This window comes from Kribbella speibonae (assembly GCF_004331375.1).
Lineage (GTDB): Bacteria > Actinomycetota > Actinomycetes > Propionibacteriales > Kribbellaceae > Kribbella > Kribbella sindirgiensis.
The window spans coordinates 495,212-518,694 of the sequence record NZ_SJKC01000005.1 but is presented as its reverse complement, the minus strand read 5'-3'; the positions used below and the strand labels follow the sequence as shown (position 1 = coordinate 518,694).

The following is a 23,483-nucleotide window of genomic DNA, read 5'->3' as shown; positions in this document are numbered from 1 at the left end:
AGCCGCAGTGCGAGGAGGTCGCTCATCCATCGAGTGCCCGATGCCCTGACGTCCAATCACCGCCGTTTGCTGGGGTAGGCGCCGGGTACCGGCCGTCCAGCTGCGGAAGGCCGCGGAGGAAGGTTCTCAGCGTGAGGGCGTTGACATGGCCTGCCGGATCGCAATGCGCCGGGGCCATCGGGTGATCGGCGTCGATCTGGTCCCCGACCGGTTGGAGCGGGCGCAGGCGTACGGCGTGGAGGGGCGGATGTGCTCCGATGACCTGCTCGCGATCGACGTCGTCCGTCGTGGCGGCACGATCTCGCTCGTCGGGGTGTACGGCGGGATGGCCGACCCGCTGCCGCTGCTGACACTGTTCGACAAGCAGATCCAGTTGCGGATGGGACAGGCCAACGTCCGCCGCTGGAGCGGCCAGATCCTGCCGCTGCTCACCGACGAGGACCCGTTGGGCGTCGACACCTTCGCGACCCATCACCTACCACTGCGAGACGGCCCCGACGCGTACCGCATGTTCCAGCAGAAGGCCGACGGCGCGGTCAAGATCCTGCTCAATCCGTGACGCTCGAGCCGACGCAGATCATAGTCACTCCCTGATCTGCGTCGGATCGCTCATCAGCCCTCGGCCTCGTCCTGCAGCTTTTGCTGGAGCTTGTCCTTCGGGAGATTCGACGTACCGGAGATGTCGGCGTTGGCCGCTTGCTTGGCGAGCTGGTCGCGGGTGATGTCGCCCGGTTGCTCGCCCAGGTGCTGCTTGCGGCTGGCGGCGAACGCTTCGCCGAGTTCGGTACGGCGCTCGTCGGACAGGTTGGAGCGCATGCCCGGCAACACCTTGGTCTCCTCTTCCTCGACGTGGTGCGACACCGCGTCGACGAGGTTCTGCAGGACCTTCTCGAAGTCGGCCGACGCCGGATCGGTCGCCGCGAGCTTGGCCAGCAGCTGATCGGCCTCGATGTGCTCCTGCTGGCTGTGCGACACCTCCTCCTTCTCCCCGGCCTCGGACGCCGCCACCGGGTAGACCTCGGCCTCCTCGGCGCGGCTGTGGGCCGTCAGCAACGTCGTCAGCACCGGCAGCAGGTTCGGCCGCTTGTCCGGGTTGTCCTTCAACTCGTCGAACAACCGCTCGACCTCCCGATGGTCCTGCATGATCAGATCCACAACATCGCCCGGCATCTCACTGTCCCTTCGGTAGTTCCTGATGACCGCGCCGGTACCCGTTCACATGCGTACGTCCCGAACACATACGCAGGGGTACCGGTTGACGTGGATCTCAGCGAAAAGTCGGCCGAAATCGCGAAGCTGGTCGGCACCAGCGCACGGGCTGCCGGGCTGCGCGTTGCCGTCGCGGAGTCGCTCACCAGCGGAGCCATCGCCGGACAACTCGGAGCCGCACCCGAGGCGAGTTCGTGGTTCGCCGGGGGAGTGGTCGCGTACGCGGCAGACGTCAAGTTCAAGCTTCTGAACGTCGATCCGGGTCCCGTGGTGACGGGTCGCTGCGCCGTTCAGATGGCCCGCGGGGTCGCGGAACTGCTGGGAGCCGACGTCGCCGTCGCGGTGACCGGTGTCGGCGGCCCGGATCCCGATGAGGACCACCCCGCCGGCACGGTCTACACGGCCGTCTACCACCTGGCCGAAGCGCAAGCCAGTCACGACATCTTCGACGGCGGCCCGGCCCAGGTGGTCGAGCAGGCTACTCTCGCCGCTCTGCAGATGCTTCGGGAAGCTGTCGTACCCCCGAGCTAGCGGTTTCATGGTCTCGGGGGATGCTGGTACGGCATGAGCGGGAGCGGTTGGCTTGGGTTTGGGGTGGGGTACGGGTGACGGAATGCTGATTGCCGAGCGGTATCTGCTGGGGCCTTCTCTGGGCCGGGGCGGCATGGGCGAGGTCTTCCGGGCCACGGATGAACAGTTGGGCCGGCCGGTAGCGGTCAAATTGCTGTTGCCGTCCGATCGTGATGAGCGGGCGGGGGAGCGGTTCCAGCGCGAGGCGCGGGCCGCCGCTCGGCTGAGTGACCCGCACGTCGTCTCGGTGTACGACTTCGGTCCCCACGGCGACGGGTTCTTCCTGGTGATGGAGCTCGTCGAAGGCCGCACCGTGGCAGCGGAACTCGACCGGTCCGGGCCGATGCCGAAGGAACAGGCGATCGACATCGTCGAACAGGCTGCAGCCGGGCTGGCCGCGGCGCACCGGGAGGACGTCGTCCATCGTGACGTCAAGCCGTCCAACCTGCTGCTGACCGCGGACGGAACGGTGAAGGTCGCGGACTTCGGCATCGCCCACCTTCCGGGTGACAGTACGACGACGCTCACGGCGACCGGGCAGATCGTCGGAAGTACGCACTACCTCGCGCCCGAGCGGGCCAGGGGAGGACAGGCGGGCAAAGCCGCTGATGTGTACGGGCTGGGGTGCGTGCTGTATCAGCTGGTCACTGGTCAGCCACCGTTCACGGCCGAGCATCCGGCGGCGATCCTTTATCAGCACGTTGATGCCGATCCCACGCCTCCGAGTCTGACCCGGCCGGAGCTGGGCGGGTCGTTCGAGAACGTTCTGCTGCGGATGCTCGCGAAGGACGAGGCTGCGCGTCCCACAGCAGCCGAGATCGCCGGCGGCGCCTTACGCGGCCAGCCGGACCTCGCGTCGGTCGCATCCACGCTCCCAGTCGTCACCGCGGAACAGCCGATCGCGCCCGAGCAGCCGCCCTTGATGCGGCGGAAGGCTCTTCTTGTCGGAGGGATTGCCGTTCTGGTGACAGGGGCGGCTGTGCTGGCCGGTGTCGTACTGAACGACGACCCGAAGTTGCCGCCGACAACCGACGTCGGCCCGGGATCCGGCAGCCGCGCCACGACACCGAGACCGGCCGCGACGAAAACAGCGACGGCCGGAGCGGGTTCGACTACTTCGTCGACCTCGGCGCGGCCGACGCAACGTACGTCGGTGCAACCAACGCCGAGCACCCCGTCGACCGGCACATCCTCGGCGAACACGCCGTCGCCGAGCACCTCCACAAGCACCACCGCGCCCAGCAGTACGCCGCCGAGCGCGTCCGCGTCTGCAACGCAGACAGCCTCACCGTCGCCGACGCCGCCAAGCAGCTCTCCCACGCCGACCAGCCCATCCACGGCCAGTCCGTCGCCAAGCCCACAACGCACCGAAACCCCGGCAGCTGCTGACTAGACAGTGCCCCAGGCTTCGCGCCGGACCCAACCCCGGGCGCCAGGACGAGACCCGGCTTTCGAGCTTGGCTGCACTCGGCCTGGCCGTGTGCTGCCCGACGCGAAGCGTTCGGATGTCAGCGGTTGTGCCCGCCGACCGATTCAGCCGTCGCCGACGTGTGCCGCCCGCGGCGTACGGCGGCCGTCTGTGCGGCCTCTGTTTGCTTGTCGGCAGGCTCGGGGCAGACGACCGGCTTGTGTACCGGGCCCCCGCCCAGGCGTCTGTACTTCCACTGACGCTCGTCATAGTCGTAGTACGTATCCACGCCGCCGACAGCCATGATCACCCTCCCACCCCGGTGCGCTCATCTGAGCGCAGCTGACTACCGGTTCCCAACCAGCGCAGCACTCAAACCTCTCAATCGCGTATCGGCTTGGGCTGGCGGGCACCTGATCCGTCAGGTTCGCCAGAAGGCCAGGCGGATGGTGGTGTGGTTGAAGGTGGTGGGCAGCGGCCCGGCGAGCTTCCCTCGTGTCGAGGGGTCGACGTCGAGGTCGTAGTGGGCGGCGACGTGGCTGGCTGCGGCGCTGGTGGTGAGGAGTACGACGTTGCGGCCGGGGCACTCGGCTGGGCCGGCGCTGAACGGGATGATCGGCCACGGGCCGTCGGCGCGGCCGTCGAGCCAGATGCTCGGCTCGAACGAGTTGGCGAAGTCGAGGGCTTCGCCGTCGCGGTGGAAGACGGAGCTGACGATCGCGAACTGGGTCCCGCCCGGGGCGGTGCGGCCGCGCCACTCGGTGGGGGTGGGCGATTCTCGCAGTACGACGAGAGTCGTGGGCCATAGCCGCAGTGATTCCTGGACCGCTGCGCCGGCGTGGGCGAGCAGCGGAGAGGCGTCGGGATGGCGGGCTTCCGTGACGATCGGCTCGAGCGCCTCCGGTCGCGCGGCGAGTACGGCGAACAGGCGCCAGAGCGCGATCCCCGCCGCGTCGAACGCGAACAACCAGTGCGGGACCTGACCGGCCGGATCGAGGTCGCCGTCGAGATGATCGAGCGTGCTGACCAAAGACCCGGGTTCCGCCTTCGCGACGTACGCCGCGAGCGCGCCGAGGAAGTGTTCGCGGACGGCGTCCCGGCGCGGATGGAACTCGGCCCAGTTCGCGTCCGCCCGGAGCCGGTCGAGGTCGTCCGTGAGGCCGGTGTCGTCCCGGGCGGAATCGCCGAGGACGATACGGCGTACGACGCGGGACCAGAGCGCGCGGAACTCCTCCCAGCCGAGGGTCCCGGTCATGGTGTCCAGTTCCTCGCGAACGACCTCGAGCATGCGGTGCCCGTGCTGGTGCACCGGCTGATGGGTGTCGAGGGCTCGTTCGTTCACGTCACGACGGGCAGCGCGCAACGGCGGATCCGTCACGAGTACCGCGTGCGGCTGGAAGTGCCGCAGGGCACCGGCCTTCTCGGTCGTCGCGGCGGCGAACGGCTCGGGCGTCCCGGCCAGCAGCCGATGTACGTCGTCGGCAGCGAGCACGAGCGCTGTCGTCCGTCCGGCGAAGTGGAACAGCAGCGGCCCGTCGCCGTACGTCGAGCGGAACCGGCGTACCAGCCGCAGCGCGCGATCGTCGGCGTGGACCCGCTCCGCGAGCGTGCCCAGACGGGGCCTCCGGAGGATGGCGCCCTGCGCGACCAGCGGCAGGAAGATGTCTCGCAGCGCGCGTCCTGTGTCGAGGGGCGACGCGATCGGAAGCTCAATCGGCATGCGCCTCCGGTTTCCGCCCCGGTAGGGCCCAAACCCGGCGAATGCCCGGAGCGTCGCCGGGTACTGGGCGGACTGGGTGAAAGGAGCAACGACATGCCTGCAGGATCGAGTCCGAAGCGCGAGCGGCAGTACGAGCACATCAAGGCCGGCCTGAAGAAGCGGGGCCGGAGCGAGGACACCGCCGAGGAGATCGCGGCGCGGACCGTCAACAAGGAACGCGCGCGGTCCGGTGAGGCCAAGGAGAAGAGCCGGACCTCGACGCAGGACATCTCGTCGGGGCGGCGCGGCGGTCTTCGCTCGCACAGCGGGTCGAAGGGCCGGACCAAGGAGCAGCTCTACAACGAGGCCAAGAACAAGAACATCAAGGGCCGCTCGAAGATGACCAAGTCCGAACTGGCGAAGGCCGTCGGGCGGTAGCGTGCAGAAGCTCGACGCCAGACCGCTGACCGACGACGAGTTGCGCGGGATCGACGCGTACTGGCGGGCGGCGAACTACCTGTCCGTCGGTCAGATCTACCTGCTCGCCAATCCGCTGCTCCGGGAGCCGTTGCGCCCGGAGCATCTCAAGCCGCGCCTGCTCGGCCATTGGGGTACGACGCCTGGACTCAACCTGATCTACGCGCACCTCAACCGCGTGATCAGGCAGCGCGACCGGGAGCTGTTGTTCGTCACCGGACCGGGGCACGGCGGGCCGGCGCTGGTCGCCAACACGTGGCTCGAGGGGAGTTGGACGGCGGCGTACCCGAACACCACGCGCGACGAGCACGGCATGGGCCGCCTGTTCAAGCAGTTCTCGTTCCCTGGCGGCATACCGAGCCACGTGGCGGCGGACGTCCCTGGATCGATCAACGAGGGCGGCGAGCTCGGGTACTCGCTCAGCCACGCGTACGGCGCCGCCGCCGACAATCCCGAACTGGTCGTGGCCTGCGTGATCGGTGACGGTGAGGCGGAGAGCGGTCCGCTCGCGGCGTCCTGGCACTCGAACAAGTTCCTCGACCCGGCGCGCGATGGCGCCGTACTGCCGATCCTGCATCTCAACGGCTACAAGATCGCGAATCCGGCGCTGCTGGCGCGGATCGGCGACGAGGAGCTGACCGCGTTGCTGCGCGGCTATGGATACGAGCCCTACTTGGTGGAGGGGTCCGAGCCGGGCCGGGTTCACCAGGCGCTCGCCGCGACGCTCGACACGTGCCTGGACCGGATCGACGAGATCCAGCGGGAAGCGCGCTCGTCGAGCGAGCCGTCGGTGCGCCCCGCCTGGCCGATGATCGTGCTGCGGACGCCGAAGGGTTGGACGGGCCCGCATACGGTCGACGGCGAGCAGGTCGAGGACACGTGGCGATCGCACCAGGTGCCGCTGTCCGGCGTACGGACGAACCCGGATCATCTCCGCCAGCTCGAGTCCTGGTTGCGCAGTTACCGGCCTGAGGAGTTGTTCGACGATCAGGGCCGGCCGGTCGCCGAGCTGCTGGAGCTCGCTCCGGATCCGGCCCGGACGATGGGAGCGAATCAGCACGCGAACGGCGGCCTGCTGAGCCGTGATCTCGAGTTGCCGCCGGTGGAGGAGTACGCCGTACCGGTGAAGGCGCCCGGCGCGGAGGACGGGGAGCCGACGAAGGTCTTCGGTGCGTTCCTTCGGGACGCGTTCCGGCTGAACCCGGACAACCTGCGGCTGTTCGGTCCGGACGAGACCGAGTCGAACCGGCTGTCGGCGGTCTACGAGGAGACTCCGAAGCGGTGGCTCGCGGAGCGGCGGGATACCGACAATCATCTCGCGCCGGATGGCCGGGTGCTGGAGATCCTGAGCGAGCACACGTGCCAGGGCTGGTTGGAGGGGTACCTGCTCACCGGGCGGCACGGTCTGTTCTCGTCGTACGAGGCGTTCGTCCACATCGTCGACTCGATGGTGAACCAGCACGCGAAGTGGCTGAAGACGATCAACCGCCTCGACTGGCGACGGCCGGTCCCGTCGCTGAACTACCTGCTCACGTCGCACGTCTGGCGGCAGGACCACAACGGGTTCTCGCATCAGGACCCGGGGTTCATCGACCATGTGGTGAACAAGAAGGCCGAGGTCGTCCGGGTCTACCTGCCACCGGACACGAACACGCTGCTGTCCACGATGGACCACTGTCTGCGGACCCGGAACTACATCAACGTCGTTGTCGCAGGCAAGCAACCGCAGCCCAACTGGCTCGACTGGGACGAGGCGGCGGTGCACTGTGCCCGCGGCGCCGGCGTCTGGGACTTCGCGAGCAACGACGAGGGCGACCCCGATGTGGTGATGGCCTGCGCGGGCGACGTCCCGACGATGGAGACTCTCGCCGCGGTCGACCTGCTCCGCGAGCACCTGCCGGAGCTACGGATCCGGGTCGTGAACGTCGTCGACCTGATGCGGCTGCAGGACGCGACCGAGCATCCGCACGGGCTGCCGGACGCGGAGTACGACGCTCTGTTCACGACGGACAAGCCGGTGATCTTCGCGTACCACGGGTACCCGTGGCTGATCCATCGCCTGACCTACCGGCGGAACGGTCACGCCAACCTGCACGTCCGCGGCTACATCGAGGAGGGTACGACGACCACGCCGTTCGACATGGTCGTTCGCAACAACCTGGACCGGTACCACCTCGCGATGGACGTCATCGACCGGGTGCCGTCGCTGCGGTCCCGGGCGGTGTCGACGCGGCAGTACTTCGCCGGTCAACGCACCCGTCATCATGCCCACGTCACGCGGTACGGCGAGGACCTGCCCGAGGTCCGCAGCTGGCGATGGTCAGGCAGGTGAGGCGAGATCTACAGTGGGGCAGTGGAATCGCATGTGCTGGAGGCCGGGCACGCTCCGACGCCGTTCACGGCCGCTGAGATCCGGGACGCGACGAGGGTGGGCAAGTCGATCACGCGCCGCGTCGAGTCGGCCGGTGCGGACCCGTTCCTGCTGATCAGCACGTACGTCGACTGCGACGACGCCGGCGCCACGCTGGAACGTTCGCGGCGGTCGCTCGACGGAGCGCCGCTGGGGGAGCCGCAGGTGCTGAAGGCGACCTGGCTCGACCTGCAACGGCACGCTTCGTTCGCGGCCGCCGACACGACGATCGAGCCGGAGCGGATCGAGACCGCGATCGGCCCGCTGGACTGTCTGCGCTACACCGTGCGGGACGGCGGGACCGACGAGATCTTCTGGTTCGCGACCAGCCTGCCGGGGATGCCGATCCAGCAGATGACCCGGACCGACGGGCAGATCGTGGAATCCGTCCTGGTGGTCGACTACACGACCTGATCGAGGATCTCGACCGCGACCCGGAGGTCGTCGACGAAGAGCCCGAAGTCGCGCCGGAACTCCTGAGACCGCACCACGGCGGACGGATGCACCGTCGCAACACCCGCCTGCCCACCGGGTAGCTCCAACCGCTTGCCACGGTCCTGGGTGACTCGGAACTTGGAGCCGAGGAGTGCCTTCGCGGCCACCGCTCCCATCACTACCACCAGCGACGGCGTCACGATCTCCAGCTCACGCGTCAGCCACGGGTGGCACGCCGTGACCTGACCGGCGGTCGGCGTCTTGTGGATCCGCCGCTTTCCCTCCCGCTCGAACCGGAAGTGCTTCACCGCGTTGGTGAGGTACACCTTCGATCGGTCGATCCCCGCCTCGACCAACGCCTTGTCGAGCAGGTGACCCGCCGGACCGACGAAGACGTGGCCTTCCTTGTCCTCATGATCGCCCGGTGTCTCGCCGACGAGCATCATCTCTGCCCGTACCGGCCCTTCACCCGCCACGGCCCGCTCGGCGTCCTCCCACAACTCGCAGCCACGACAGTCCGGGAGTCGCGCCCGGAGCTTGCGCATACCGCCCTCGTGGGGAACCCATTCTTCCGCGGTCATCAGCCACCCGTTTCGGAGTGTGGCGCGTGGACAGGCTTGGACTGCGCCGAGCGCCGCTGCCGGAGGTAGATCGACCCGCCGATGATCGCCGCGACGGCCAGGAACTCACTCTGCCAGTTCTGCAGCGACTCGTACCAGAACTGTGACGTCCCGAAATACTGCCAGGTCGTCACCGCCGGCCCGCCGTGCAGCGCCTGATCCTCGCTGTACGTCGCGGCGCCGGTTGCCGCGTGCAACCACAGCGAGAGCAGGAACACCAGCCCGAACGCGATCGCCAGCGAGTTCTCGTACAGCGTGAGGATCACCTCGGAACCGCGCCGTACCGGCCAGGGCGCGTTCCGGTCGGTGCGATGGTCGCGGGGATCGTCGTCCTGCGCGGCCGGCTCGTCGATGGGCCGGGACTCGGCCGAGCCCTTCTGCACCAGGTACGCCGTGAGCAGGACGTACATGAACATCTGGAGGAACTCGGACTCCCAGTTCTCGAACACCGCCTCGCCGAACGACGACGAGCCGACGTACTGCCCGAAGGTCTGCCGCGGTTGCCCGTGCTCGGACAGTTCGGAGTTCTCGTGGGCGTGGCCGACGAACGCCAGGCCGACCAGGAAGCTGAAGAACAGCACCAAGTTCGCCAGCAGGAGCCCACGGAGCCGCAACCATCGCATGCGGCTCCGGTACCCGTTGTGACGCTATTTCATGACGCGGGCGGGACCAGGGCCAGGCGGACGACGACCAGCGCGAACAGTACGAGCGTCAGCCCGTGGACGACGGTGCACCACAGGCAGATCGCGTTGATCTGGAACAGTTCGGCCCAGATCAGGTAGCAGACGAACACGACTCCCGTCAGTACGCCGCCCAGCCGCAGGCGGCCCGGCCACGGGGACGACGTACGCCACATCGGCGGCACCGACAGGGCGGTCATACCGGCGAAGAACGCGAGGCCGAGCAGTGCGACCGGGATCCCGAGGACCTTCGAGTACTGGCTGCTCGTCACCTTGGCGCAGTTGACCACGCCGGTGTCCGGGCAGGCGAGTGTGGTGCCGGCGGTGAAGTGCTCGTAGGTGAGGTACGCCGCGACCGCCAGGCCGGCCACCGACACCACCAACGTGGCCCAGGGAATCCAGCCCAGCGAGGTCCGGGACGGGCGTTGTGCGGTTGCGCTGCTGGAACTAGGCACGCTCAGCCCTTCGCCGCGCCGAGCTTCGCCGCCGCCGCGGTCACCGCCTCGGTCGAGCAGACCTTCTCCGGCTGGTTGTTCGTCAGCTTGCAGATCGCCGCCGTGTAGACGTTCGCCGAACCGTCGACCGCCTTCGCGATCGGGCTCGACGGGTCCTTCAGCGCGTTCGCGATCTCGGTCTGCGTCTTACCGGCCAGCAGGTCCGGGCTGTACGTCGCCCCGGACCCGACGTACTTGCCGCCGAGGTCGATGAACGGGATCGAGCCGTCGCTGGCGACGTACGGCGGCTTGTTGTACGTGTCGAACGTCTTCTGGTCCTCGGCCGTTGGCGTGTCGAGCGGCTTGTAACCGTTCCCGACCATCTCGTTCGTGGTCGTCTCGACGCCCGTGAACGCGAGGTACTGGCTGGTGTACGTCGCGCCGTGGAACGACAGCGTCGGCGTGTTAGGGAACACGTCCTCGGACGCCGAGTGCGTCGTGCCGAGGTTGCTGAAGGTGCCGAACCGGGACAGCGCGACCGTGACCGGCCAGCGCTCCGCCGCACAGTACGGGCAGAACTCGGCGCCGATGTAGAGCACCTTCGGCTTGCCGCCGGCGGTCAGCGCCGGCGCGGTGATCGCTGACGGGGCGGCCTTGACCTCGCTGGTGCCGACGGCGGCGAACGTCGAGTCCGGGATCGAGGAGAGTGCCGTGACGAGGTCCGCACCGGCCGAGCCGCTCGGACCGGTCGCGGTCTTCTTCCCGCCGCCGACCAGCCGGATCGTCACCAGGCCGCCGACGATCACCACGACCAGGACGACCGCACCGACCGCGAGCAGCAGCCGCCGCCGGCGCTCCGCCTGTTGCTGCGCGGCCAGCTGCGCCGCGATCCGCTCGCGGGCCGCAGCCTTCTGTTCGACACGCCGTGCCATGACTCTCCTCTGATCGTGCGCAGGCTCCCCAAGGACAACTATCCATCGGCCCCGGAAGTTCCTGCCTGTCCGTCACCGCGAGATTACAGATCGCGTGCGTCAGGGCAGGAAGGTGGTCAGGTTGGCGGGCGTCAGGCCGCTGTCCGAGCGGGCGGCGACGTGCTGGTCGGGCCGGACGAGCACTGCGCCGTCTGCGGCCAGGCCGGTCAGCTCCGCCCAGTCGCCGTCGAGCTCGGTGCCTTTGCCGATCCGGTGCACCGGGACCGCAGTGCCGAAGTCCGGCGCGTCCGGTCCGGCCAGCAGGACGAACCCGGGTCCGCACAGGTCGAGGCTCGACTGCCCGGACGACAGCTCTCCGTGCGGCAGCCGCGTACCTACCTGGCCGCTGAGTACGTCGACGTACCCGTCGTCGGTGTAGTTGTAGCGCGTCATGATCGCGCCGGTGTCGATCTGCTCGGCCACCTCCGCGGCGTTGGTCTCGTTCTCGATGCCGTAGCGCGCGAAGAAGTCGGTCCGCAGCCGTGCCTGCTGCGCGGCGAGGACGGCCCGCGGCCGCCGCTCCGGCTCGTACGTGTCCAACAGCTCCGGCGCGGCCCGCCCGTTCAGCACCATCGCCAGCTTCCAGGCCAGATTGTGTACGTCGGCGATCCCGGTGTTGGCGCCGTACCCGCCCCACGGCGCGTGCTGATGCGCCGCGTCGCCGGCGAGGAACACCCGGCCGCGGCGGTACTCGTCGGCGACGTGGACCCGGGTGTCCCAGGTGCTCGACGCCAGCACGTCGACCGCGATGTCGTCGCGGCCGATCGCCGCGTGGATCTGCTCGAGCGGGTTGCCGGGGGGAGTGTCGTCGTACTCGAGGTGGAAGGACCACTCGTCGGTGTTGTTCTTCGCGAGGACGATCCCGCGGACCGTGTCGTTGGCGACGTCGCACTGGCTGAACGTGCGGCCCTCGACGATCGAGGTCAGGTCGGCGCGCACGAAGACGTTCAGGTACCGGTGGGTCGGCGGCAGCGTCCAGCCGCCGAAGCCAAGCTCGGTCCGCACCGGGCTGCCCGCGCCGTCGGCGGCGACCAGGTAGTCCGCCTCGATCTGCTCGCCGCCGATCGTCGCCGTCACGCTGTCGGGGCCGGCCGCGAACGCCGTGAGTTCGGTGCCGAAGCGCAGGTCACCGCCGCGCTCGCGCGCGAGGTCCGCGAGCACTGGTTCGAGCAGCACCTGGGGACAGAAGCAGAACGTCGACGGACTCGGGTCGCCGCCGATCCCCTTCCGGTGCAGGGCGCTGAGGTCCAGGCCCTCGGCCTCGATCAGGTTCCGGCCGTGGCGCGCGCCGCCGAAAGCACCGGCCTTCAGCGCGGTGGCCGCCGCCTCCTGGACGCGGTCCTCGATGCCGATCTGCCGGTACAGCTCGACGGTCCGGGTGTGCACGCCACGCGACCGCGGCAGCACGGACGCGCCCGTACGGCGTTCCACCAGCACGAAGTCCACGCCGTGGTACTGCAGAAACAGCGCCGCCGACAGGCCGACGAGCCCGCCTCCCACGATCAGCACCGACGTCCGGGTCATGATGTTCTCCTACAGTCTGAAGGAAAATTACAGTCGACTATAAATATATAGCTCGATGTAAGCTATTCCTTCAAGGAGGTGCGGAAATGGCCGAATCCGGTCTGCGGGAGCGGAAGAAGCGCGAGACCCGGACCCGGATCGCGGACGTGGCGCTGCGGTTGTTCGCCGACCGCGGGTTCGACCGGACGACGGTCGCCGACGTCGCGGCCGCCGCGGACGTGTCGGTGAAAACCGTCTTCAACTACTTCCCGGCCAAGGAGGATCTGTTCTTCGACCGGTCGGGGGAGATCGAGGAGAGCTGGCTGCGGGCCGTTGCCGACCGGCAGCCCGGTGAGAGCCTGCTGGCCGGGCTGCGCCGTCGGTCGCTGAGCCGGTTCGAGGACCATCCGAGCGGACCGACCGCGCACTTCCGCCGGGTCCTGGCCGGAAGCGCGTTGTTGCAGGCGCGCGGTCAGCAGATGTGGGCCGTGCACGAGGATGCGGTCGCCGCCGCTCTGGCGTCCGAGGTAGGTGAGCTGAGCGGTCAGGTGCTGGCGCATCAGGTGTTCAGTGTCCATCCGCTCGTCCTCCGGAAGGTCGAGCAGTGGACGCAGGACGGCGTCGCGGACGACGAGGTGCGGGAGCGCGCGTTGGCGTTGGTCAACCACGCCTTCGATCTGATGGACCGCAGCATCCCTAATGTCTCCTGACATGGACTGGCGGGCGTGGCACGAGAAGTACGACGATCCTGGTTCGGAGCTGTCGCGGCGGTTGGTGGCGGTGCAGACGCAAGTGCGTGCCGCGCTGGAGAGAGCGCCGGTGGGCCCAGTGCCCGTGATTAGTCTGTGCGCGGGGCAGGGGCGGGATCTGCTCGACGTACTCGAGGATCATCCGCGGCGCGCTGATGTGCGGGCGCGACTGGTGGAGCTGGATCCCGAGTTGGCGGCGTACGCGCGGGAGCGGGCGCCGGAGCAGGTCGAGGTCGTCACGGGTGACGCGTCGCTGACGGATCACTACGACGGGATGGTGCCGGCTGAGGTGGTGCTGCTGTGCGGGATCTTCGGCAACATCACGGACGCGGATATCGAGCGCACGGTCGCGGCCAGCCCGCAGTTGTGCCGGACCGGCGCGACGGTGATCTGGACGCGGCATCGGGAGGATCCCGATCTCGTGCCGACGATCTGCGGATGGTTCGAGGAGCACGGCTTCGAGCTGGTCTGGGTGTCGGACAAGGACGCCGGGTTCGGCGTCGGCGTGCACCGCTTCACCGGCGTACCGGAGCCGCTGGTGACTGGCCGGAGCCTCTTCAGCTTCGTGCCGGGCGGAGTATGAGCAGCGCCAGAGCCAGGAGTACGGCGAGCGCGAGGTAGCCGGCGTCCAGTACGGCGACTGTCGCGATCGCGGCGACGAACAACGGGCCGCCGGCGTCACCGAGTTCGCGTCCCAGTTCGGCGGTACCCATGGTCTGACCGAGTCGCTCGGGTGGTGTGCTCGCCGCCAAGGCCGCGAATCCGAGCGGCGTGATGATGCCCGTGCCCGCACCGATCAACGCGGATGCCACTAGCAGGAACGCGACGCCGGGCAGTGCGGCGGAGACGAAACCTAGCGCTGCTAGCCCCAGGCCCAGCGCGATGCCGGTTCGCGTAGTCAGCTTGCCCGCGTCGAGGGCCCGGCCGGTCCGCGGCTGTACGACGGCCGCCGTCGCCGCCAGCAGTGATACCGCGGCGCCCGTGGCGATTGTGCCGAGCCCGTCCGACGCGCCGGTGACCGGCAAGAACCCGACGCCGACCGACAACGCCGCCGTCGCGGCCGCCAGTGCCGCGGTCGGGCGAAGGAACTGTGGGTCGGTGATCCGTCGCGCGAGATCCAGCACGGTCTGCCGGGTCCGCGGCAGCGGCGGCACCGCGGGTACGGCGATGAGTGCCCAGACGGCAACCCCTGCGGCGAGCACGGTCATCACACCGAACAGCAGGCGGAACCCGCCGAGCCACACCAGCCCGCCGCCGAGCAACGGACCGGCCGTGTACCCGATGCTCTTGTAGAACCCGTAGCTACCGAAGGCGCGTCCGTGGTTCGCCGTCGGGTTCAACCTGGCGACCAGCGCCGAGGCGGCGGGGGAGAAGGCCGAAGCCGCCGCGCCCTGGCCCAGGCGGGCGACCCACAACCACCCCGGCCGGTCCACGAGCACATAGATGCCGGAGGCAACCGCGAACCCGGCGAGACCGAACAACAGCATCGGGCGCGCGCCGATCCGGTCCGCGATCGTGCCGAAGACCGGTTTCAGCAGCACCTCCGCTCCGTCGTACAGGGCGAGCAGCAGGCCGAGCGTGAGCAGTGAGGTGACGGCGTCGTCCGAGGACCCGCCGAGATTCGCGGCCACCGCGTGCGCACCGAACGCCGTCGTGAACCCGGCAGCGTAGAGCGGCCACATCCTCATCACGGGAAGGAATCTAGTGCACAGCGTGCTCGACAGGATTTGAACCATCGGTTATGTTACATGGACGATGTCATATCGACTCGGAGGTGAGCCCGATGGACGAGACCGCTGAGCGGCTGCTGGGGTCGGCGAGCCGGCTGTCCCGGGATCCGGAGACCGAGATCGACTGGGACGCACCGGTCGGCGACGGGTACGGGATGTCGCCGGAGTGGAGCACGCTCTACGGGACGCCGTACTGGGATGAGCTGACCGAGGCGCAGCAGCGGGAGCTGACCCGGCACGAGTCCGCGTCGGTGGCGACGACCGGGATCTGGTTCGAGCTGATCCTGCAGCAATTGGTACTTCGGGATGTCTACGACAAGCCGGCGCGCAGCGCCGAGTTCCAGTGGGCGCTGACCGAGATCGCCGACGAGTGCCGGCACTCGATCATGTTCGCCCGCGCGACCGAGCGGCTGGTCGAGCCGGCGTACCGCCCGCGGCTGCTCGCGCGTGAGCTCGGCCGGATGTTCAAGACGGTCGCCACCGGTGAGTCGGCGTACGCCGCGATTCTGGTCGCGGAGGAGGTGCTGGACGTCATGCAACGCGACTGGATGCGGGATCGCCGGGTGGAGCCGCTGGTGCGGACCGTGAACCACATCCACGTGGTGGAGGAATCGCGGCACATGGTGTTCGCGCGCGAGGAGACCCGCGAGCGGCTGGCCGGCGCGGGGCGCGGACGGCGCTGGGTGAGCGCGCTGGTGATCGCAATCGCCGCCGACATGATCGTGTCGAGCATGGTGGGCCGCGAGGTGTACGCCAACGTCGGGCTGGACGCCGAGCGCGCCGTCCGGGAGGCGCGGCGCAACGAGCACCACCGGTCGTTGCTGCGGACGAGTTGCGCGAACCTGATGGACTTCCTCGGGTCGGTCGGGCTGCTGACGCCCGCGGCCGCCCGGGTGTATCGGCGGACCGGCCTGCTGTGAGCTACGTGATCTCGGGGGAGTGCTGCTCGGACGCGAGCTGCGTCGCGGTCTGCCCGATGAACAGCATCCACCCGTCGCCCGGCGAACCCGGGTTCGGTGCCGGGGTGAGTCTGTTCATCGATCCGCGGACGTGCATCGACTGCGGGGCCTGCGCCGACATCTGTCCGGTCGACGCGGCACAGCCGGCCGATCAGGCGGCGCCTGAGGATGTCGAGCGCAACGCGGCGTACTTCGCTGACGCGGAGCCACTCGAGGCGATGGACCTGGACAGCTGGGAGCCGCCGTCGTACCAGGTCTGGGGTGGCGGTCCGCGCCGGGTGCTGGTCGTCGGCGCGGGTCCGGCCGGGATGTACGCGACGCGCGAGTTGTTGCTGCGGACAACGGCTGAGGTGACGCTGGTCGATCGGCTCGCGGACGTCGGCGGATTGGTGCGGTACGGCGTCGCGCCGGATCACCCGCGCACCAAGCAGATCATCGACACCTTCCAGCGAATCACCCAGCATCCCCGAGTGCGGTGGCGCCCCGGAACCGATGGCGGGTCGAGCGGGTTCGACGGGTATGACGCGGTGATTCATGCGGTGGGGGCGCGGCGGAGTCGGCGGGTTGGGATCGCGGGGGAGGAAGGGGCCTGCACCGCGGAGGATTTTGTTGCCTGGTACAACGGTCGGCCGGGGGCGGCGCTGCCGGTTCAGCTGGTCGGGCCGCGGGCGGTGGTGATCGGGAACGGGAACGTCGCGCTCGACGTCGCGCGGCTGTTGCTGAGGGACGAGGAGCAGTTGGATGTGCCGCCGGCCGTCAGGGCGGCGCTTGGGGCGAGCGGGATCAAGGAGGTCGTGCTGCTCGGGCGGCGCGGTCCGGACGCGGCGGCGTACACAGAGACCGCGCTGCAGGAGCTGCTCGCCGCGGCCGGCGACCGGGTCGAACTCCGGTACCACGCGCGTCCGGTGAGTTGGACGTCCGACGGGCTGACGCTCGAGTCCGGCGAGACGATCGCGGCGGGCAACCTGTTCACCGCGATCGGCTTCGAAGGACGGCCGGTCGACGGCCTGCCGTTCGACGCGGACCGCGGGATCGTCCCGAACGTCCGCGGCGCCGTCGTCGGCCGGCCCGGTCACTACGTGGCGGGCTGGATCAAACGCGGCGCTCGCGGCGGGATCGGCGTGAACAAGGCCTGCGCCCAGGAGACCGTGATGACGCTGGTCAGCTCTTCCAGGGCTGCAGCTTCTCCGGGTTCCTGATCGCCCAGATGTTCGTGATGTGGTCGCCGTCGACGTCGAACGCGATGACGGTCTCGACGTTGCCTTCGAACTCGATCACGAGCCCGGGCTGACCGTTGACCATGCGCTCGATGAGGGTGCGGCCGAGGTTGAACACCGGGAGTCCGGCGAAGTACTGCGCGACGTCGGTGCCGCCGTGCACCGGCACGAGCGCGGCCGACACGATGCCGCCGCCGTCGGCGACCGCCGTGACCTCAGGATCGAGCAGATTGACGAGTGCCGCGATGTCGGTCGCCTCCCAGGCCGCCTTGAACTCGCGGACCAGCTCGGCCCGCCGCGCCGACGGCGCCGCCGGGTGCTCGGCGTCGCGGATCCGGCGCCGCGCCGACGAGGCCAGCTGCCGGCAGGCCGCCGGTGTCCGGCCGACGATCTCGGCGACCTCCGGGAACGGGTACCGGAACACGTCATGGAGGATGAACGCCACCCGTTCGGCCGGCGTCATCGCGTCCAGGACGACGAGGAACGCCATGTTCACCGACTCGTCCAGCGTCACCCGATCGGCCGGGTCGGCGGGGTCGGTCGATCCGGTGTGCCACTGGGTGGTCTCGGGCAGCGGCTCCGGGATCCACTCCCCGACGTACCGCTCCCGCCGGGCGCGGGCGGACCGCAGCAGGTCGAGGCAGATCCGGCTCGCGACCTTGGTGAGCCAGGCCGCCGGGTTCTCGATCGCCTGCTGCTCGTCCGGAGTCATCGCGTACCAGCGCGCGTACGTGTCCTGGACGACGTCCTCGGCGTCGGCCAGCGACCCCAGCAGCCGGTACGCGAGATTGATCAGCTGCCGCCGCTCGCTCATGATCGCGCTCAGACCCGGGTCGCTCATGCCGTTCCTCTCCTCGTTCATACCTGGTACGACGGAACAGCCCGCCGAACTGTGAGGTCTGACAGTCCGGGCCGGTGTCTCGTCGTATCGATCATGACTACACAGAACGCTGTATCCGAAGTCGACATCCGCGAACGCATCGACGTCCTGCTCACCGCGATCCGCACCGGCGACCTGGACGCGGTCAAGACCATCTTCGCCTCCGGCGTGGTCTCCTTCGACATAGAGCCCCCGCTGCGGCACCTCGGCGCGGAGAAGAAGTGGGCGAACTGGGAGCGCGTCTTCGAAGTCTTCGAACTGCCTCTCGACTACGAGACCCGCGATCTGACCGTGCTGGTCGACGGCGACCTCGCGGTCGTCTACGCCCTGAACCACATGAACGCCGGCCTGAACGCGGCGATGAGCGCGGCCATGGGCATCGGCAAGATCGACTACTGGCTGCGCTGGACCGCCGCCTGGCAGAAGGTCGACGGGCAGTGGCTGATCGTGCACGACCAGGTCTCGGTCCCGACGAACTTCCAGGACCGCACTGCGGCCATGGACCTCATGCCCTGAGTCGCGCGCGGCCGAGGATGTGCGGGCTGGCGGGGGTCTTCTGACCGGGCGGGAACTCGAACTGGTCGAGTTCCTCGATCTCGAAGCCGGCCGCGGTGATCGCGCCGGCGGTGTCACGGTGAGTGTGGCAACCACCGGCGAACAGCGGCCACAGGGTCGCGTCGGAGATGCGCTGGACCGTCGCGAGGGTGCGGTCGGGGGCGGCCGCGACGTGCTCGTAGAACCTGAGCTCGCCGCCGGGCCGCAGGACTCGTCGTATCTCGGCCAGGGCCTTCGCCTGGTCGGGAACCGAGCACAGTACGAGCGAGACCACGACCGCGTCGACGGACGCATCAGGTGCCGGCAGGCGGTCCGCCGTACCTTCGACGACCTCGACGAGGACCGGGGCGGCTGCTGCCTGGCGCTGGGCCTGAGTGCGGAGGTAGGGCTCGGGTTCGACGGCGAGGACGCTGACCACCTCGGTGGGGTAGTGAGCGAAGTTGCCGCCATCTCCCGCTCCGACCTCGACCACTCGGCCGTGCGCACCGGCGAGCAGCCGCCGCCGGTGCCCGGCCGCTCCCTGCTCGTCCATGGCGGGCCGCACCCGCGTGTACATCCGGGCGAACAACGGACGTCTCATGAACCCACCATCCCAGAACCGGCGCAGACTGTCGGATCGCGGCCCGGGTTGATCGTCTCCTGAGCGAGACTGTCGTCAAGGAGGTATGTGGGTGAAGTACGTACTGATGTTCATCGAGACCGAGGAGTTCGCGACCGAGTTCGCGGCGCTGGGGCCGGCCGAGAAGGAGGAGGCGTACCGGCGGGTGTACCAGTGGTTCGACGACCACGCGGACAAGATCACCAACCGGGGGAGCAAGCTGCAGGGCCGGGAGACCGCGACGACGGTCCGGCTGGACAGCGGGCAGCTGACCACCGACGGGCCGTTCATCGAGGGCAAGGAGGTCGTGTCCGGGTTCACCGAGATCGAGGTCGAGGATCTCGACGAGGCGCTGCGGATGGTGAAGACGTGGCCGGCCTGCCCGGTGATCGAGATTCGCCCGGTAGCGGAGATGTGACTACCGAGCAGGAGCTGTCCCGCGTGGTGCGTGACCACGCGGGGCGGTTGGCGGGTGCGCTGGTGTCGCTGCTCGGGGACTTCTCCGCGGCCGAGGACCTGGTGCAGGACGCGGTCGAGATCGCGTTGAAGCGCTGGCCGGTCGAAGGGATTCCCGAGCGGCCGGACGCGTGGCTGTTCACGGTCGCGAAGCGCCGCGGTCTCGACGTACTGCGCCGGCAGCAGAACTACCGTGCGAAACTCGCGCTCCTGCAGCCGTCGGAGCAGCCGCCGCCGGACGACCGGTTGCGCTTGATCTTCACCTGCTGCCACCCGGCGTTGGCGCGCGAGGCGCAGGTGGCGCTGACGCTGCGGGTCGTGTGCGCTCTGACGACTGCCCAGATCGCGGCCGCGTTCCTCGCGTCGGAGTCTGCCGTCGCGCAGCGGATCACGCGGGCGAAGCGCAAGATCACCGACGCCGGCATCCCGTACCGGATTCCGCGTGACGACGAGCTCCCCGAGCGCCTGAGCGAAGTACTGACCGTCATCTACCTGCTCTTCAACGAGGGCTACCTGTCCAGTACGGCGGAACGCGCGCACTCACGTGATCTCGTCGACGACGCCGAATGGCTGACCGCGCTCCTCCACGGGCTCCTGCCCAGCGAACCCGAGGTCGCGGGCCTGCTCGCCCTGATCAGGCTGCATCGAGCCCGTACGGCGGCCCGCTTCACGTCGGCCGGCGACCTCGTCCTCCTCGAAGACCAGGACCGTACGGCGTGGGACCACGCGGCGATCGCCGACGCAACAGCTCTCCTCACGCGCACCGCCCGCCGGTACCACGCACCCGGCCCGTACCAGCTCCAGGCCGCGATCGCCGCCTGTCACAGCGAGGCACCCACCTGGCCCGACACGGACTGGCCGCAGATCCTCGTCCTGTACGACATGCTGCTCACCCTGCAACCGACACCCGTCGCCGGCCTGCACCGATCCATCGCGCTGTCGTACGTCCGCGGACCTGCCGCCGCCCTCGCGGAACTCGACGCAATGGCCGCGGGCCTCCAGCAGTACTCGCTGTTCCACGCGACCCGCGCACAACTCCTTCGCGACCTCGGACGCGCTGCCGAGGCTCATGAGGCCGACGAGCGCGCCGCGGAGTTGACCGCCAATCCGGCACAGCTCGGGCTGCTCAACGAGCGCCTGGCCCGCTGAGCCACCATCCTTGCTGCATGGGTGTGGAGGGGCGGGGCGAACGGCTGTGGTTTCTCGACTGGTTGCGCGTGATCGCGGTGTTCGGGGTGTTCGTGTTCCACACCCTGCGGCCGTTCGACGACGGCGACTGGCATGTGAAGAACGCGCAGACGAGCGAGGGGATCTCGATCGGAATCGCGTTCCTGGGGTTGTGGGGGCTGGCGTTCTTCTTCATGATCTCCGGCTCCGCCTCGTGGCTGGCACTGCGCTGGCGGACCGCTGCCGAGTTCCTGAAAGAGCGCACGGTGCGATTGCTCGTCCCGTTCCTCGTCGCCTACATACTGCTCTCACCGTTGCAGTACTTCATCGAGGAGCACCACAAGGGCCGCTCGACCGCGTCGTTCTTCGGTGACGTGCGGACGTTCTTCAGCGATCTCGCGGGCGACGCTCCGCTGTGGTTACGCGACACGTACCACCTGTGGTTCCTCGTCTACCTGATCCAGTTCGCCGTACTGGGTCTGCCGGTGTTCCTGTTCCTGCGCGGACGAACCGACTGGATCGCGCGACGGTTTCAGCGGCGCGGTTCGATCCTGCTGCTCGCCGTACCGCTGGTGCCGATTCACCTGCTGCTGCTCGCCGCGCCCGGTCCGGAGCACGGGTGGGGCGAGTTCGTGTTCTTCTTCGACTTCTTCGTCGTCGGGTATCTGGTGATGTCCGACGACCGTCTCCTGGCCGCGGTACGCCGGGACGCGGTGCCGGGACTGATCCTCGGCGCCGGCGCGTTCGTGCTCGGTGTCGTCACCGGCATCATCGACTTCCTCGACGGCTGGTGGCCGGACCCGGGCTACTCGTGGCAGTACGTCTGGTACTCGCCGCTCATCACCCTCGCCGTCTGGGGCTGGCTGGTCGCCGTCCTGGGCCTCGGCCTCCGCGCCCCCGCCCTCCAGCGTCCACTACCCCCGCGCCTGGCCCGCGCCGCGATGCCGTACTTCATCGTCCACCAGCCGATCATCCTCGCGATCGCCTACTTCGTGGTCCGATGGGACGCCGGTATCGGCCTCAAGTACGCCGTACTCCTGCCGACCGCCTTCGCCGCCTCCGCACTCCTGGCCTGGCTGCTGTCGTCTACTCCGGTGGTCAACCAGTTGTTCGGGGTGAAGCGTTAGACGCTGCGCAGGACCGAGACGACGACGCCGAGGATCGTCGCGTGGTCGCCGTCGATGACGTCGTACGCCGGGTTGCGGGGCTCCAGGTAGACGTGGTTGTTGCGGCGGCGGTAGACCTTGACGGTCGCCTCTTCGTCGAGCATCGCGGCGACGATCTGACCGGAGTGGGCCTCGGACTGCTGGCGGACCACGACGATGTCGCCGTCGCAGATCGCGGCGTCGATCATCGACTCACCGCGGACGCGCAGGCCGAACACGGTGCCGCGGCCGGTCAGCCCGCGGGGGAGTTGGAGGACGTCGTCGACGTGCTCGATCGCGGAGATCGGCGTACCGGCCGCGATGTCGCCGACCACCGGCACCGGCACGTTGTCGTCACTCGTCGCGCCCGAGGCCGTCTCCTGGAGGAACATCCGGACGTCGATCGGCCGGGAGACCGACGGGCTCCGGCGGAGGAACCCCTTCTCCTCCAGACTCGCGAGGTGCTTCGACACCGACGACGAGGAACGCAGCCCGACCGCGTCGCCGATCTGCCGGCTGCTCGGCGGGTACCCGTGCCGCGTCACCCAGTCCCGGATCACCACTAGAATGCGTTGCTGCCGCTCCGGAAGCGCCCCGGTGTCGAGGTCGCCGAACAGGTCGAGATCAGTCACCGCGAAATCCTATAGTCCGCAGTCGCCTAGGCAGCCACAGGTCGTCGGTGGGTTGTGGAGGTTTCTGGACATGTTCTACAAGGGTGTTGAGGTCCGGATGCCGGTTCGAGCTGTGCCAGATCAGGGACCACGGGTAGACCGGCGTCGGGTCGACCACGCGCAGTCGTCGCAGGCCGGGCGGCCACGGGCCGGCCTCCCGGGTCCGTTCACCCCAGAACGTGGTCAGTGACTTGGACTCGGCGACGGTGCCGACCAGTTCCTCGAATCCGAAGTTCGGCCCGGTCGAGTCGATGGTGAGGTCGAATTCCGCGGACAGTTCGCGGTAGAACGCACCCCACTCGCTGCCGTCGACGATCCCCGGGATCCAGATCGTGTACCGGCGCAGCTCGTCCAGCGGGACCGTCGTACGGCCGGCGAGCGGATGCCGATCGCCGACGACGATCTCGTGCGGTTCCAGGTAGGCGACGATGCTCTCGAACCCCGGCGGCAGCGGCTCGGGATGGTACGCGAAGGTGGCGTCGATCTCGCCTGCTGTCAGCGCGGGCAGTGCCGTGCCGAGCCCGCGCAGGACGAGTGTCTTGAGCGCGATCTCCGGATGCGTCTGGTGGAAGTCGAGCATCAGCACCGCGGGCAGGGTCCGGCTGTTCAGGATGTCGACGCGCAACGGCCGCGTCTCGTCCTGCACCGACTCGACCGCGTGCCGGGCGGCGATCAGTACGGCGTGCGCGTGCGGGAGGAACGTTCGTCCCTGCGGTGTCAGCGTCGCGCCGGTCGGGACGCGATCGAAGAGCGTCACCCCGAGCGAGGACTCCAGCGCCGCGATCCGCTTCGACACGGCCTGCTGGCTCAGCCGGAGGCGGTCGGCGGCGTACCGGAACTGGCCTTCCTCGGCGACGGCGACGAACGCGCGCAGGCTGTCGAGATTCACGGGACCAGACAGTACAACCGGAGGTTGTCGGAAGAGCTGCGAGGGTTGTTT

The 23,483-nt window shown here is 68.9% G+C and carries 27 protein-coding genes; 14 read left to right on the top strand and 13 right to left on the bottom strand.

What is annotated here, in order from left to right; all coding sequences use genetic code 11:
• Positions 1-145: 145 nt before the first annotated feature.
• Positions 146-559 carry an MDR/zinc-dependent alcohol dehydrogenase-like family protein gene (locus E0H92_RS33740; protein WP_202873956.1) on the top strand — a complete coding sequence of 138 codons (414 nt, stop codon included), beginning with the start codon at positions 146-148 and terminating at the stop codon, positions 557-559.
• Positions 560-612: 53 nt separating this feature from the next.
• Here the strand turns inward: E0H92_RS33740 and E0H92_RS33735 are convergent, their stop codons facing one another.
• Complete coding sequence (locus E0H92_RS33735; RefSeq protein WP_131499092.1) at positions 613-1,170, bottom strand: hemerythrin domain-containing protein; 558 nt, start codon at positions 1,168-1,170, stop codon at positions 613-615.
• Positions 1,171-1,260: 90 nt separating this feature from the next.
• Here E0H92_RS33735 and E0H92_RS33730 point away from each other — a divergent pair, with 90 nt between their 5' ends.
• Both E0H92_RS33730 and E0H92_RS33725 read left to right on the top strand, forming a co-directional pair.
• A complete protein-coding gene (locus tag E0H92_RS33730) occupies positions 1,261-1,740 on the top strand; it encodes a CinA family protein (protein WP_238173715.1) in 480 nt (159 codons plus the stop codon).
• Positions 1,741-1,822: 82 nt separating this feature from the next.
• A complete protein-coding gene (locus tag E0H92_RS33725; protein WP_131499090.1) occupies positions 1,823-3,172 on the top strand; it encodes a serine/threonine-protein kinase in 1,350 nt (449 codons plus the stop codon).
• A gap of 115 nt (positions 3,173-3,287) precedes the next feature.
• On the opposite strand, the gene E0H92_RS33720 is transcribed toward E0H92_RS33725, so the two are convergent.
• Complete coding sequence (locus E0H92_RS33720; RefSeq protein WP_131462227.1) at positions 3,288-3,491, bottom strand: hypothetical protein; 204 nt, start codon at positions 3,489-3,491, stop codon at positions 3,288-3,290.
• Positions 3,492-3,608: 117 nt separating this feature from the next.
• Positions 3,609-4,907 (bottom strand): cytochrome P450, encoded by a 1,299-nt coding sequence (locus E0H92_RS33715; protein WP_131461752.1) that lies wholly within the window; start codon positions 4,905-4,907, stop codon positions 3,609-3,611.
• 93 nt (positions 4,908-5,000) lie between these two features.
• On the opposite strand from E0H92_RS33715, the gene E0H92_RS33710 reads away from it, so the two are divergent.
• The 3 genes from E0H92_RS33710 to E0H92_RS33700 are packed head-to-tail and all read left to right on the top strand — an operon-like array spanning position 5,001 to position 8,187.
• Positions 5,001-5,324 (top strand): plasmid stabilization protein, encoded by a 324-nt coding sequence (locus tag E0H92_RS33710; protein WP_131461751.1) that lies wholly within the window; start codon positions 5,001-5,003, stop codon positions 5,322-5,324.
• A 1-nt stretch (position 5,325) separates the two neighbouring features.
• The gene (locus tag E0H92_RS33705; protein ID WP_131499089.1) at positions 5,326-7,695 is read left to right on the top strand and encodes a phosphoketolase family protein; all 2,370 of its coding nucleotides are present in this window, start codon (positions 5,326-5,328) and stop codon (positions 7,693-7,695) included.
• 21 nt (positions 7,696-7,716) lie between these two features.
• Entirely contained in the window at positions 7,717-8,187 is a 471-nt protein-coding gene (locus tag E0H92_RS33700; RefSeq protein WP_131499088.1) for a hypothetical protein, read from the top strand.
• Here E0H92_RS33700 and E0H92_RS33695 read toward each other — a convergent pair.
• The 5 genes from E0H92_RS33695 to E0H92_RS33675 form a co-directional block, all read right to left on the bottom strand.
• The gene (locus E0H92_RS33695) at positions 8,175-8,789 is read right to left on the bottom strand and encodes a UdgX family uracil-DNA binding protein (RefSeq protein WP_131499087.1); all 615 of its coding nucleotides are present in this window, start codon (positions 8,787-8,789) and stop codon (positions 8,175-8,177) included. The genes E0H92_RS33700 and E0H92_RS33695 overlap by 13 nt on opposite strands.
• Positions 8,789-9,451 (bottom strand): DUF6766 family protein, encoded by a 663-nt coding sequence (locus tag E0H92_RS33690; RefSeq protein WP_131499086.1) that lies wholly within the window; start codon positions 9,449-9,451, stop codon positions 8,789-8,791. The genes E0H92_RS33695 and E0H92_RS33690 overlap by 1 nt, the downstream gene beginning before the upstream one ends.
• 29 nt (positions 9,452-9,480) lie before the next feature.
• Positions 9,481-9,963, bottom strand: coding sequence for a vitamin K epoxide reductase family protein (locus E0H92_RS33685; RefSeq protein WP_238173714.1), 483 nt, complete (start codon positions 9,961-9,963; stop codon positions 9,481-9,483).
• A 2-nt stretch (positions 9,964-9,965) separates the two neighbouring features.
• Positions 9,966-10,874, bottom strand: a complete 909-nt coding sequence (locus E0H92_RS33680; RefSeq protein ID WP_131499085.1) for a DUF929 family protein — start codon at positions 10,872-10,874, stop codon at positions 9,966-9,968.
• Positions 10,875-10,973: 99 nt separating this feature from the next.
• Positions 10,974-12,437: an FAD-dependent monooxygenase gene (locus E0H92_RS33675; protein WP_131499084.1), complete on the bottom strand. Its 1,464-nt coding sequence runs from the start codon at positions 12,435-12,437 to the stop codon at positions 10,974-10,976.
• A gap of 86 nt (positions 12,438-12,523) precedes the next feature.
• On the opposite strand from E0H92_RS33675, the gene E0H92_RS33670 reads away from it, so the two are divergent.
• Together E0H92_RS33670 and E0H92_RS33665 are read left to right on the top strand one after the other, a co-directional pair.
• Positions 12,524-13,126 carry a TetR family transcriptional regulator gene (locus tag E0H92_RS33670; protein ID WP_131499083.1) on the top strand — a complete coding sequence of 201 codons (603 nt, stop codon included), beginning with the start codon at positions 12,524-12,526 and terminating at the stop codon, positions 13,124-13,126.
• 1 nt (position 13,127) lies between these two features.
• Complete coding sequence (locus E0H92_RS33665) at positions 13,128-13,748, top strand: class I SAM-dependent methyltransferase (protein WP_131461745.1); 621 nt, start codon at positions 13,128-13,130, stop codon at positions 13,746-13,748.
• Here the strand turns inward: E0H92_RS33665 and E0H92_RS33660 are convergent.
• Positions 13,723-14,853, bottom strand: a complete 1,131-nt coding sequence (locus E0H92_RS33660; protein ID WP_238173725.1) for an MFS transporter — start codon at positions 14,851-14,853, stop codon at positions 13,723-13,725. The two genes, E0H92_RS33665 and E0H92_RS33660, sit on opposite strands and share 26 nt — an antisense overlap.
• A 95-nt stretch (positions 14,854-14,948) precedes the next feature.
• Between E0H92_RS33660 and E0H92_RS33655 the strand changes: the two genes are divergently transcribed.
• Both E0H92_RS33655 and E0H92_RS33650 read left to right on the top strand, forming a co-directional pair.
• Positions 14,949-15,815 (top strand): AurF N-oxygenase family protein, encoded by an 867-nt coding sequence (locus tag E0H92_RS33655; RefSeq protein WP_238173713.1) that lies wholly within the window; start codon positions 14,949-14,951, stop codon positions 15,813-15,815.
• A gap of 65 nt (positions 15,816-15,880) precedes the next feature.
• Positions 15,881-17,053 (top strand): FAD-dependent oxidoreductase, encoded by a 1,173-nt coding sequence (locus E0H92_RS33650; protein ID WP_238173724.1) that lies wholly within the window; start codon positions 15,881-15,883, stop codon positions 17,051-17,053.
• Here E0H92_RS33650 and sigJ read toward each other — a convergent pair.
• Positions 17,016-17,912, bottom strand: a complete 897-nt coding sequence (sigJ, locus tag E0H92_RS33645; RefSeq protein WP_131499080.1) for an RNA polymerase sigma factor SigJ — start codon at positions 17,910-17,912, stop codon at positions 17,016-17,018. The two genes, E0H92_RS33650 and sigJ, sit on opposite strands and share 38 nt — an antisense overlap.
• Positions 17,913-18,005: 93 nt before the next feature.
• Here sigJ and E0H92_RS33640 point away from each other — a divergent pair, with 93 nt between their 5' ends.
• Positions 18,006-18,467 (top strand): YybH family protein, encoded by a 462-nt coding sequence (locus E0H92_RS33640; RefSeq protein WP_131499079.1) that lies wholly within the window; start codon positions 18,006-18,008, stop codon positions 18,465-18,467.
• Here E0H92_RS33640 and E0H92_RS33635 read toward each other — a convergent pair.
• Positions 18,457-19,086: a class I SAM-dependent methyltransferase gene (locus E0H92_RS33635; RefSeq protein ID WP_131499078.1), complete on the bottom strand. Its 630-nt coding sequence runs from the start codon at positions 19,084-19,086 to the stop codon at positions 18,457-18,459. The genes E0H92_RS33640 and E0H92_RS33635 overlap by 11 nt on opposite strands.
• An 85-nt stretch (positions 19,087-19,171) precedes the next feature.
• On the opposite strand from E0H92_RS33635, the gene E0H92_RS33630 reads away from it, so the two are divergent.
• From E0H92_RS33630 to E0H92_RS33620, 3 genes are read left to right on the top strand one after another with little or no spacing between them, the layout of a single operon-like run.
• Positions 19,172-19,522 carry a YciI family protein gene (locus E0H92_RS33630; protein WP_420323478.1) on the top strand — a complete coding sequence of 117 codons (351 nt, stop codon included), beginning with the start codon at positions 19,172-19,174 and terminating at the stop codon, positions 19,520-19,522.
• Complete coding sequence (locus E0H92_RS33625; protein WP_131499077.1) at positions 19,519-20,709, top strand: RNA polymerase sigma factor; 1,191 nt, start codon at positions 19,519-19,521, stop codon at positions 20,707-20,709. The genes E0H92_RS33630 and E0H92_RS33625 overlap by 4 nt, the downstream gene beginning before the upstream one ends.
• Positions 20,710-20,726: 17 nt before the next feature.
• On the top strand, positions 20,727-21,854 hold the full coding sequence (locus tag E0H92_RS33620) for an acyltransferase family protein (RefSeq protein WP_131499076.1): 1,128 nt from the start codon (positions 20,727-20,729) through the stop codon (positions 21,852-21,854).
• Here E0H92_RS33620 and lexA read toward each other — a convergent pair.
• Together lexA and E0H92_RS33610 are read right to left on the bottom strand one after the other, a co-directional pair.
• On the bottom strand, positions 21,851-22,504 hold the full coding sequence (gene lexA, locus E0H92_RS33615) for a transcriptional repressor LexA (protein WP_131461737.1): 654 nt from the start codon (positions 22,502-22,504) through the stop codon (positions 21,851-21,853). The genes E0H92_RS33620 and lexA overlap by 4 nt on opposite strands.
• A complete protein-coding gene (locus E0H92_RS33610) occupies positions 22,497-23,432 on the bottom strand; it encodes a LysR family transcriptional regulator (protein WP_165550145.1) in 936 nt (311 codons plus the stop codon). The genes lexA and E0H92_RS33610 overlap by 8 nt, the downstream gene beginning before the upstream one ends.
• Positions 23,433-23,483: the final 51 nt, after the last annotated feature.

Coding starts and splice junctions, on each gene's coding strand:
- E0H92_RS33740 (WP_202873956.1), top strand. CDS start 146: ATGGCCTGCCGGATCGCAATGCGCCGGGGCCATCGGGTGATCGGCGTC.
- E0H92_RS33735 (WP_131499092.1), bottom strand. CDS start 1,170: ATGCCGGGCGATGTTGTGGATCTGATCATGCAGGACCATCGGGAGGTC.
- E0H92_RS33725 (WP_131499090.1), top strand. CDS start 1,823: ATGCTGATTGCCGAGCGGTATCTGCTGGGGCCTTCTCTGGGCCGGGGC.
- E0H92_RS33720 (WP_131462227.1), bottom strand. CDS start 3,491: ATGGCTGTCGGCGGCGTGGATACGTACTACGACTATGACGAGCGTCAG.
- E0H92_RS33715 (WP_131461752.1), bottom strand. CDS start 4,907: ATGCCGATTGAGCTTCCGATCGCGTCGCCCCTCGACACAGGACGCGCG.
- E0H92_RS33710 (WP_131461751.1), top strand. CDS start 5,001: ATGCCTGCAGGATCGAGTCCGAAGCGCGAGCGGCAGTACGAGCACATC.
- E0H92_RS33695 (WP_131499087.1), bottom strand. CDS start 8,789: ATGACCGCGGAAGAATGGGTTCCCCACGAGGGCGGTATGCGCAAGCTC.
- E0H92_RS33690 (WP_131499086.1), bottom strand. CDS start 9,451: ATGCGATGGTTGCGGCTCCGTGGGCTCCTGCTGGCGAACTTGGTGCTG.
- E0H92_RS33680 (WP_131499085.1), bottom strand. CDS start 10,874: ATGGCACGGCGTGTCGAACAGAAGGCTGCGGCCCGCGAGCGGATCGCG.
- E0H92_RS33675 (WP_131499084.1), bottom strand. CDS start 12,437: ATGACCCGGACGTCGGTGCTGATCGTGGGAGGCGGGCTCGTCGGCCTG.
- E0H92_RS33670 (WP_131499083.1), top strand. CDS start 12,524: ATGGCCGAATCCGGTCTGCGGGAGCGGAAGAAGCGCGAGACCCGGACC.
- E0H92_RS33665 (WP_131461745.1), top strand. CDS start 13,128: ATGGACTGGCGGGCGTGGCACGAGAAGTACGACGATCCTGGTTCGGAG.
- E0H92_RS33660 (WP_238173725.1), bottom strand. CDS start 14,853: ATGAGGATGTGGCCGCTCTACGCTGCCGGGTTCACGACGGCGTTCGGT.
- E0H92_RS33655 (WP_238173713.1), top strand. CDS start 14,949: ATGGACGAGACCGCTGAGCGGCTGCTGGGGTCGGCGAGCCGGCTGTCC.
- sigJ (WP_131499080.1), bottom strand. CDS start 17,912: ATGAGCGACCCGGGTCTGAGCGCGATCATGAGCGAGCGGCGGCAGCTG.
- E0H92_RS33640 (WP_131499079.1), top strand. CDS start 18,006: ATGACTACACAGAACGCTGTATCCGAAGTCGACATCCGCGAACGCATC.
- E0H92_RS33635 (WP_131499078.1), bottom strand. CDS start 19,086: ATGAGACGTCCGTTGTTCGCCCGGATGTACACGCGGGTGCGGCCCGCC.
- E0H92_RS33630 (WP_420323478.1), top strand. CDS start 19,172: ATGTGGGTGAAGTACGTACTGATGTTCATCGAGACCGAGGAGTTCGCG.
- E0H92_RS33620 (WP_131499076.1), top strand. CDS start 20,727: ATGGGTGTGGAGGGGCGGGGCGAACGGCTGTGGTTTCTCGACTGGTTG.